Origin of the sequence: Actinomadura sp. SCN-SB, from assembly GCF_043906805.1 — a bacterium.
Taxonomy (GTDB): Bacteria; Actinomycetota; Actinomycetes; order Streptosporangiales; family Streptosporangiaceae; genus Spirillospora.
The window spans coordinates 1-9,263 of the sequence record NZ_JBIMPP010000122.1 but is presented as its reverse complement, the minus strand read 5'-3'; the positions used below and the strand labels follow the sequence as shown (position 1 = coordinate 9,263).

Below are 9,263 nucleotides of genomic sequence, written 5' to 3'. Positions count from 1 at the left end.
GGTGCCTCCCTCACCCTGGTCACCATCAATACCGGCACCGGACGCCCCCCTGTTCATGGGTGGAGGCGACCGGGCGGTTCTCTCGGAGTGACGTCCGCCCTCTCATGGCGCGCATTTGCGGGCGAGGGATGCCGGACTGTCGTCGACATCGGCGGCGGTAATGGCACCTTGGCGCGTGCCTTGGCCGAAGACGGAGTCGCGGCCGTTGTCGTTGACCGGTCGAAGATGCCGCGGTGACCTTGGGGCGCGCACCGTGGTGCTGGACGGGCCCGGTGCCGCTCGGCAGGCCGAGGAAGCCGCCGGTTTCGTGATGCGCGTGGTCGCGGCGGGTGTGAATCCGCGTCTTGCGGTTCCGAAGTGGATCCGGTCCTTGGTGTGGGGGCTGCGGACCAGTGATCGAGCGCCCGTGAGGCCGTGCATATGTCGGCGATATGTGGTGGTGCGTAGGCTTCGGGCATGCCTTTGCTGATCGCGGAGGACGGGCGAGGCCGTGCGTGGTGCTGGGTCGCTCGGAGCCGCGGGGTCGTGAGGGCATGACCGGTATGACGTCACTGCGAGTGCGTCGTCATTCGTCCATGCCGAGCGTCGACGGGGCGGTTCAGAGATCTCGGTGTGTCATCACAGCGAATGCGGTCGGGCGGGCGTCATATCGGTGAAGACATCGTTCCGGGTGCGAGTGGGACTTGCGATAGAGGGGAAGCGGAGGCGGCGTGATCGAGGGGTGGCACGGCTTGTTCGGCACGTTCACCGGCGTGGTGGTCATCACGGTGGCCGTACTGCCGTTGGCCATGCTGGCGGTGTGGGCGCTGGCACTCCGCCGGAGGGCCATGGGCACCGCGCCGGCGTTGGCGTTCCGGATGTCGCTGGCCGAGGTCGGCATCGTCTACGGGACGGTGCCATGGGTATGGGTGATCATGCTGCCGGGGGGCCGGGGAGACTCCGTCCCCGCCCGGGTGAACCTGGTGCCGCTGCGGGACCTGTTCGAGATCCTCGCGGACGAGCCGACGACGGCGGTGGGGCAGATCGGGGGGAACCTGCTGGTGTTCGCGGCGCTGGGGCTGTTCGTCCCTTTGCGGTTCGCGGCGATGGCGTCGGTGCCGCGGATTCTGGCGCTCGCGGCGGGCTGTTCGATGCTGGTCGAGTCCGCGCAGTACGTGCTGCGGCTGGACCGGGTGACTTCTCTGGACGATGTTCTGCTGAACGCCGCCGGTGCCGGGCTGGCCGCGCTGGTGTCCCGCCGTTGGTGGCGCGGCACGGCTGAAGCGTTGTCCGCAGACCGGGCCGGAGCGGAGGAGCCTGCGGCGACTGCCGTCAGATAGCCGCACAGGTTCAGGTTGGGTGCGGTTGGGTTCGTCCCAGCGTGGCGTTCAGTATGGTGGCCCATTGGGCGAGGAGGCGGGCGCGGCGGGCGGAGTCGTCGGTGAGCACGTCCGCCAGGCCGAGACCCCGCATGAGGTCGAGCGTTGCTTGAACGGTTTCGCGTACGCCCGGGACGTTTTCGTCCGCCCCTAGGGCCTCGACCGTCAGCCGGTGCGCTTCGCGGCCGACCTTGGCCTCCAGGGGGACGACCTGGGCGCGGAGCTGCTCGTCCGATGCCGCGGCGACCCAGAGCTGGAGGGCCGCCCGGAACAGGGGACTGGTGTAGATCTCCCCGAGCAGCGTCAGCACTTCGAGGGTGGACGGGCGCCGGCCGGCGAAGGCGTTGAGGCGGCGGCGCATCTGGGCCGTGCGCACCTCGGTGCCGTAGGCGACCGCGGCGGTGACCAGTTCCTCGCGGGTCCGGAAGTGGTGCTGGGCGGCTCCACGTGACACGCCCGCGCGTTCGGCGACCACGGCGACGGTCGTCCCCGCCCAGCCGGCGGACGCGAGGCAGTCGATGGCGGCTTCGAGGAGCCGGGCCCGCGTCGCGCGGCTGCGGTCCTGCTGCGGCTCGCGTGGGAGCGTCTGCGCGGTCATGGCCTGATCACGGCTTTCTCGGTCCCGGTCGTGTGCGGACGGTGCGGCGTGCTCGTCCAGTCAACCAAAGGGCCGGACCAGAAAACAATCAAGCATGATTGATTTCTTTCTGGGAGGCTGGCAGGGTTCAGCACATGACGCGAGCGTTGCGGGTCGGCAACGCCTCGGGCTTCTACGGCGATCGCTTCACGGCCGTCCGGGAGATGCTGGAGGGCGGGCCGCTGGACGTCCTGACGGGCGACTACCTGGCCGAGCTGACCATGCTGATCCTCGGCCGGAGCAGGCTGAAGGACCCCGAGGCCGGGTACGCGACCACGTTCCTGCGGCAGATGGAGGACGCCCTCGGGCCGGCGGCGGAACGCGGCACGAAGATCGTCACCAATGCGGGCGGGCTCAATCCGCGGGGCCTGGCCGAGCGTCTGCGGGAGCTGGCCGCGCGGCTCGGCGTCGAGGTCCGGGTCGCGCATGTCGAGGGCGATGACCTGCTGGACCGGGCCGAGGAACTGGGGTTGACCCACCCGCGGTACGGGCGTCCGCTGACCGCCAACGCCTATCTCGGGGCTTGGGGGATCGCCGAGTGCCTGCGGGCGGGCGCCGATGTCGTGGTGACGGGGCGGGTGACGGACGCCTCGCTCGTCGTGGGTCCCGCGGCGGCGCATTTCGGCTGGCAACGGGATGACTGGGACGCCCTCGCGGGGGCGACGGTGGCCGGTCACGTCCTGGAGTGCGGGGCGCAGGCGACCGGCGGCAACTACGCCTTCTTCCAGGAAATCCACAACGTAAAGGGCCGTGGCGATGGCTCGCCGATGGGGTTCCCGATCGCGGAGATCCACGCCGACGGCTCCAGCGTCATCACCAAGCATGAGGGCACCGGCGGGGCGGTGACCGTCGAGACCGTGACGGCCCAGCTCCTGTACGAGATCGGGGGGCCCGCCTATGCCGGCCCGGACGTCACGACGTCCTTCGACACGATCGAGCTGCGCGAGGACGGTCCCGACCGTGTCGCGATCAGCGGGACGCGGGGGTCGCCGCCTCCGGAGACGACCAAGGTGTGCCTCAATCACCTCGGGGGTCACCGCAACGAGATGACGTTCGTCCTGACGGGGCTGGACATCGAGGCGAAGGCGGAGTTCGCGCGTGCCCAGCTCGAATCCGCCCTCGGAGCCGATCGTCCCGCCAGGATGGAGTGGACGCTGATCGGTGCGCCAAGCCCCGATCCGGCGACGCAGGGGGAGGCCACCGCGTTGCTGCGGTGCGCCGTCCTCGACCCGGACGCGAGCAAGGTGGGACGGGCGTTCAGCGGGGCGGCGGTGGAACTCGCGCTGGCGGGCTACCCGGGTTTCGCGATGACGTCGCCGCCCGGGAAGGGCGGCCAGTACGGGGTGTACACGCCGGAGTTCGTCTCCAACGGGGAGGTGGAGCAGGTCGCCGTCCTGCCGGATGGCACGCGGCGCCGCATCGCCCCGGCGCCCGTGACCTCCTCGTCTCCGGCGTCCGTGTCCAGGGCCTCGGCGGAGCCGGTGGAAAGGCCGTCGCCCGTCGGCGGGCGTGTCGTGCGGGTGCCCTTGGGACGGGTCGCCGGGGCTCGCAGCGGCGACAAGGGTGGGGACGCCAACATCGGTGTCTGGGCCCGTACAGATGAGCAGTGGTCCTGGCTGGAGGGCTACCTCACCGTCGAGCGGTTCGGCGCGCTGCTCCCCGAAACGCGGGACCTGGCCGTCACGCGGCACCTCCTGCCCAACCTCCGCGCCATGAACTTCGTCGTCGAGGGGCTGTTGCAGGAGGGCGTCTCTGCGTCGACCCGGTTCGATCCCCAGGGCAAGGCCCTCGGCGAGTGGCTGAGGTCTCGTCTGGTCGATGTGCCGGAGGCGATTCTGTGACCGTGCTGGCGGAGGGGGTGCCGTGGCGCTGAGAAGCGCGTTGGACGTGCGCGGGCCCGAATACCGGGAACGGCGCGAGGCCATGCTCGCCAAGCTGGCCGACCTCGCGGCCGAACATGAGAAGGTGCTGCTCGGCGGGGGGGAGAAGTACGTCGAGCGGCATCGCCGGCGCGGCAAGCTCCTGGCCCGTGAACGGATCGAGCTGCTGCTCGACCCCGACTCGCCGTTCCTGGAGCTGAGCCCGCTGGCGGCCTGGGGCACCGACTTCCAGGTCGGCGCGAGCGTGGTCACCGGGATCGGGGTGGTCGAGGGCGTCGAATGCGTGATCGTCGCCAACGACCCGACGGTACGGGGCGGGTCGAGCAATCCCTGGACGGTGAAGAAGAGCTTCCGGGCGTCCGACATCGCGCTGGAGAACCGGCTTCCGCTGATCAACCTGGTGGAGTCGGGCGGCGCGGACCTGCCCACCCAGAAGGAGATCTTCATTCCGGGCGGGCGGATGTTCCGGGATCTGACCCGGCTGTCGGCCGCGGGCATCCCGACGATCGCGCTGGTGTTCGGCAACTCCACGGCGGGCGGCGCGTACGTCCCGGGCATGTGCGACCACGTCGTCATGGTCAAGGAACGCGCCAAGGTGTTCCTCGGCGGGCCGCCGCTGGTGAAGATGGCCACCGGGGAGGAGGCCGACGACGAGGAGCTGGGGGGCGCCGAGATGCACGCCCGCGTCTCCGGCCTGGCCGACTACATGGCCGTGGACGAGGCCGACGCGCTGCGCCTGGGACGCCAGATCGTCAAGCGGCTCAACCATCGCAAGGCCGGTCCGGCGCCCGCGCCGTCCAGGGAACCGCTGTACGACCCGGAGGAGCTGGCCGGGATCGTCCCCGAGGACCTGAAGACCCCGTTCGACCCGCGCGAGGTCATCGCCCGCGTCGTGGACGCCTCCGAGTTCGACGAGTTCAAGCCCCTGTACGGGACGAGCCTGGTCACCGGGTGGGCGCGGCTGCACGGCTACCCGGTCGGGATCCTCGCCAACGCGCAGGGCGTGCTGTTCAGCGAGGAGTCGCAGAAGGCGGCGCAGTTCATCCAGCTCGCCAACCGGAGCGACACGCCGCTGCTGTTCCTGCACAACACCACCGGCTACATGGTCGGCACGGAGTACGAGCAGGCCGGGATCATCAAGCACGGCGCGCTGATGATCAACGCGGTGGCCAACAGCCGGGTGCCGCATCTGTCGCTGATCATGGGCGCCTCGTACGGGGCGGGCAACTACGGCATGTGCGGCCGCGCGTACGACCCCCGCTTCCTGTTCACCTGGCCGAGCGCCAAGTCGGCCGTCATGGGGCCGCAGCAGCTGGCCGGAGTGCTGTCGATCGTGGCGCGGCAGGCGGCCGAGGCGCGCGGGCAGGTGTACGACGAGGAGCAGGACAGGGCCATGCGGGAGATGGTGGAGAGCCAGATCGAGGCCGAGTCGCTGCCGTTCTTCCTGTCCGGTCGGCTCTACGACGACGGCGTGATCGACCCCCGGGACACCCGTACCGTGCTGGGCCTGTGCCTGTCGGTGGTCCACAACGCCCCGGTCCGCGGCGCCGAAGGCGGCTTCGGCGTCTTCCGGATGTGATCCTTTGAGACCTCTGAGCGCTGTGAGTCCTGTGTGAACGAAGAGCCGATGATCAGCAGGCTGCTGGTGGCCAACCGGGGCGAGATCGCCCGCCGGATCCTGCGCACCTGCCGGGACCTGGGCATCGGCACGGTCGCCGTGTTCTCCGACGCCGACGCGGCCGCGCCGCATGTGAGGGAGGCGGACGTGGCGGTGCGGCTGCCGGGCGCGGCGCCCGCCGACACCTACCTGCGCGGCGACCTGATCGTCGCGGCGGCGCGGGACGCGGGCGCGGACGCGGTCCATCCCGGGTACGGATTCCTGTCGGAGAACGCCGGGTTCGCCCGCGCCGTCCGGGACGCGGGGCTCACCTGGGCGGGACCCGCGCCGGAGGTGATCGAGGCGATGGGATCCAAGATCGAGGCGAAGAGGCGGATGGCGGCGGCGGGCGTCCCCGTCCTGCCGGAGCTGGACCCGGGCACCGTCACCGAGGCGGACCTGCCGATCCTGGTGAAGGCGTCCGCCGGTGGCGGCGGGCGCGGCATGCGGATCGTGCGGGCGCTCGCCGAGCTGCCCGGCGCCGTCGCCTCCGCGCGCCGTGAGGCGCGGTCGGCCTTCGGTGACCCGTCGGTGTTCTGCGAGCCGCTGCTAGAGCGCGCCCGGCACGTCGAGGTGCAGATCCTGGCGGACGCGCACGGGACGGTGTGGGCGCTGGGGGAGCGGGACTGCTCCGTCCAGCGCCGCCACCAGAAGATCATCGAGGAGACGCCGTCCCCGGCGGTGGGTGACACGGTGCGCGCCGAGCTGTGCCGTGCGGCGGCGGACGCGGCGCGCGCCATCGGGTACACCGGCGCGGGCACGGTCGAGTTCCTGCTGGACGGCGACGGGAAGCGGTTCTTCTTCCTGGAGGTCAACACGCGCCTCCAGGTGGAGCACCCGGTGACCGAGTGCGTGTACGGGCTGGACCTGGTCCGGTCGCAGATCGAGATCGCCGAGGGGGCGCGGCTGGCGGCCGAGCCGCCGCGCCCGCGCGGGCACGCGATCGAGGCGCGCCTGTACGCCGAGGACCCGGCCGCCGGCTGGCGCCCCGCCGCCGGCACGCTGCACACCTTCGAGGTCCCGGACGTGGACGCCGAGTTCGAGGCGCCGTCCCGGTACGGGCTGCGACTGGACGCCGGGGTCGGCGGCGGCGCGGAGGTCGGCGTCCACTACGACCCGATGCTGGCCAAGCTGATCGCCTGGGGCCCCACACGCGCCGCCGCCGCGCGCCGCCTGCGGGCCGCGCTCGCCGGTGCGCGCCTCCACGGTGTCACCACCAACCGGGACCTGCTGGTGCGCGTCCTCTCCGAGCCGGTCTTCCTGGGCGGTGGCGCCACGACCGGCTATCTGGACGAGATCGGGCCGGACGTCCTGGCGGCCCCCCTCGCCGACGCGGACGGGGTGCGGCTGTCGGCGCTCGCCGCCGCGCTGGCGGACGCGGAGGCCAACCGGTCCGCCGCGCCCGTCCTCGGCGGGCTCCCGCCGGGCTGGCGGAACCTTCCGTCCCAGCCGCAGCGCAAGGCGTACGAGACGGCGGACGGGACGGTGATCGAGGTCGCCTACCGTCTCGCCCGGGACGGTGCCCTGCTCGCCGAAGGGCACGAGGACGTCGCGCTCGTCAGCGCCCGCGCCGACGCCGTCACGCTCGACGCGGCCGGCGTCCGGTACGCCTTCGCGGTACGCGCCGTCCGCGACGAGCGATCCCGTGAGAGCCTCGGCACGGGCGAGGTGTACGTCGACTCCGCGCTCGGGCCTGTGGCGTTGCGCGCACGTCCCCGTTTCGCCGACCCCAGCGACCTGGTCGCCCCCGGGTCGCTGCTGGCGCCCATGCCCGGCACGGTGGTCCGGGTCGAGACCGAGGCGGGCGCCGAGGTCACCGAAGGCCAGACCCTGGTCGTCCTGGAGGCGATGAAGATGGAGCACCGCATCACCGCCCCCGCCGCCGGGACGGTCACCGAGCTGAACGCCGCGGAGGGCCGCCAGGTCGAGGCGGGCGCGGTGCTCGCCGTGATCACCCCTGCCCAGGACCCCTCGCCCGAAGGGAATCCCCGATGAGCTTCGTCGAGAGCGACGAGCGGCGGGCCCTGCGCGCCGCCGTCGCGGACCTGGGAGCCAAGTACGGCTCCTCCTACTACGTCGAGAAGGCCAGGTCCGGGCAGAAGACCCGTGAGCTGTGGGAGGAGGCGGGACGGCTCGGCTACCTGGGCGTCAACGTCCCGGAGCAGTACGGCGGCGGAGGCGGCGGCATCGGCGACCTCGCGGCGGTGGCCGAGGAACTGGCGGCGGCCGGATGCCCCCTGCTGCTCATGGTGGTCTCCCCGGCGATCTGCGCCACGATCATCGCCAGGTCCGGCACCGAGGACCAGCGCGCGCGGTGGCTGCCGGGGTTCGCCGACGGCTCGGTGACCATGGCGTTCGCGATCACCGAGCCGGACGCGGGGTCCAACACGCACCGCATCACCACCACCGCCCGCCGGGACGGCGACGGCTGGGTGCTGACCGGCCAGAAGACGTTCATCTCGGGAGTGGACGAGGCGGACGCCGTCATGGTCGTCGCCCGCACGCACGACCGGGAGGGCAACCTGCGGCCCTCGCTGTTCATCGTCCCGGTGGACGCGCCCGGCTTCACCCGCGCGCCGATCGCGATGGAGTTCCTGTCGCCGGAGAAGCAGTTCACCTGCCACCTGGACGAGGTGCGGCTCCCGTACGAGGCGCTGGTCGGGGACGAGGACGGCGGGATGCTCCAGTTGTTCGCCGGGCTCAACCCCGAGCGGATCATGGCGTCGGCGATGGGCGCGGGCATCGGGCGGCTGGCGCTGGAGCGGGCCACCGCCTATGCCAGGGACCGGCAGGTGTTCAGGACGCCGATCGGCGCGCACCAGGGCCTGGCGCACCCCCTGGCCGCCGCCAAGATCGAGCTGGAGCTGGCCCGGCTGATGACGCAGAAGGCCGCCTGGCTGTACGACCAGGGCGACGACATGGGGGCCGGGGAGGCCGCGAACATGGCCAAGTACGCCACCGCCGAGGCCGCCGTCCACTGCGTCGACCAGGCCATCCAGACCCACGGCGGCAACGGCCTCACCACCGAGTACGGGGTCGGGATGCTCGCCGGGGTGGTGCGGCTGCTGCGCATCGCGCCGGTCAGCCGCGAGATGATCCTCAACTTCGTGGCCCAGCACTCCCTGGGTCTTCCCAAGTCGTACTGAGCACGTTCGCGGCGATCTGCTCGTCCAGGGAAACGGGCGCGGCGAGGCGGTTGTCGATCGGGATGTGCGGGACGGGCGGCGGCTCCTCCGGGCGCATCCGCTCGACGAAGGCGCCGAAGGCGGCGAGCTTGCCGGTGTCGCGTGGCGAGCCGCGCTCCGACAGCCGGTGCCGCAGCGTCTCGGGGTCGCTACGGATCCAGACGAGGCTCACCCGCGGCCCGCCCAGCTCGTCCACCCATTCCCGCCAGCGCCGCGGTGAACGGATCTGCGTGGTGAACGGGCCGGTCAGCAGGACCGGGCACCCGTTGGCGCGGACCTCCCGCGCCGTGGCGGTCATGCCCGCGTACTCGTGGCGCTTGACGTGCTCGTCGTACCACGGGCCCTCCCGCTCACCCGGGTCGCGGCCATGGGCCTCCAGAACGGCGGCGACGAACGAGCCGTACATGGTGTCCTTGTCCAGCAGCGCGGGCGCGGGGCGCAGCCGCTCCAGCAGCAGCCCGGCCACGGTCGTCTTCCCGGACCCCGGCGGCCCCGCCACCACCCACACCGTGCCGCTCATGCTCTGTCCCTCCTGGGGTGGTCCCC

7 protein-coding genes are annotated in these 9,263 nt (G+C 72.0%); 5 read left to right on the top strand and 2 right to left on the bottom strand.

The annotated features are described in order from the left end of the window. The first annotated feature begins 710 nt into the window (after positions 1–710). Positions 711–1,319, top strand: a complete 609-nt coding sequence (locus tag ACGWYJ_RS38005; RefSeq protein WP_395111464.1) for a VanZ family protein — start codon at positions 711–713, stop codon at positions 1,317–1,319. Between the two features lie 10 nt (positions 1,320–1,329). Here the strand turns inward: ACGWYJ_RS38005 and ACGWYJ_RS38000 are convergent, their stop codons facing one another. Beyond that, a complete protein-coding gene (locus ACGWYJ_RS38000) occupies positions 1,330–1,956 on the bottom strand; it encodes a TetR/AcrR family transcriptional regulator (RefSeq protein ID WP_395111463.1) in 627 nt (208 codons plus the stop codon). A 134-nt stretch (positions 1,957–2,090) separates the two neighbouring features. Here ACGWYJ_RS38000 and ACGWYJ_RS37995 point away from each other — a divergent pair, with 134 nt between their 5' ends. From ACGWYJ_RS37995 to ACGWYJ_RS37980, 4 genes are all read left to right on the top strand, one after another. Beyond that, complete coding sequence (locus ACGWYJ_RS37995; protein ID WP_395111462.1) at positions 2,091–3,836, top strand: acyclic terpene utilization AtuA family protein; 1,746 nt, start codon at positions 2,091–2,093, stop codon at positions 3,834–3,836. A gap of 82 nt (positions 3,837–3,918) precedes the next feature. Next, positions 3,919–5,454, top strand: a complete 1,536-nt coding sequence (locus tag ACGWYJ_RS37990) for an acyl-CoA carboxylase subunit beta (protein ID WP_395111467.1) — start codon at positions 3,919–3,921, stop codon at positions 5,452–5,454. A 48-nt stretch (positions 5,455–5,502) separates the two neighbouring features. Further along, positions 5,503–7,527: an acetyl/propionyl/methylcrotonyl-CoA carboxylase subunit alpha gene (locus ACGWYJ_RS37985; protein WP_395111460.1), complete on the top strand. Its 2,025-nt coding sequence runs from the start codon at positions 5,503–5,505 to the stop codon at positions 7,525–7,527. After that, positions 7,524–8,678, top strand: coding sequence for an acyl-CoA dehydrogenase family protein (locus ACGWYJ_RS37980; protein ID WP_395111459.1), 1,155 nt, complete (start codon positions 7,524–7,526; stop codon positions 8,676–8,678). The genes ACGWYJ_RS37985 and ACGWYJ_RS37980 overlap by 4 nt, the downstream gene beginning before the upstream one ends. Here the strand turns inward: ACGWYJ_RS37980 and ACGWYJ_RS37975 are convergent. Beyond that, positions 8,632–9,237, bottom strand: a complete 606-nt coding sequence (locus tag ACGWYJ_RS37975; protein ID WP_395111466.1) for an AAA family ATPase — start codon at positions 9,235–9,237, stop codon at positions 8,632–8,634. The genes ACGWYJ_RS37980 and ACGWYJ_RS37975 overlap by 47 nt on opposite strands. Between the last annotated feature and the right edge of the window lie 26 nt (positions 9,238–9,263).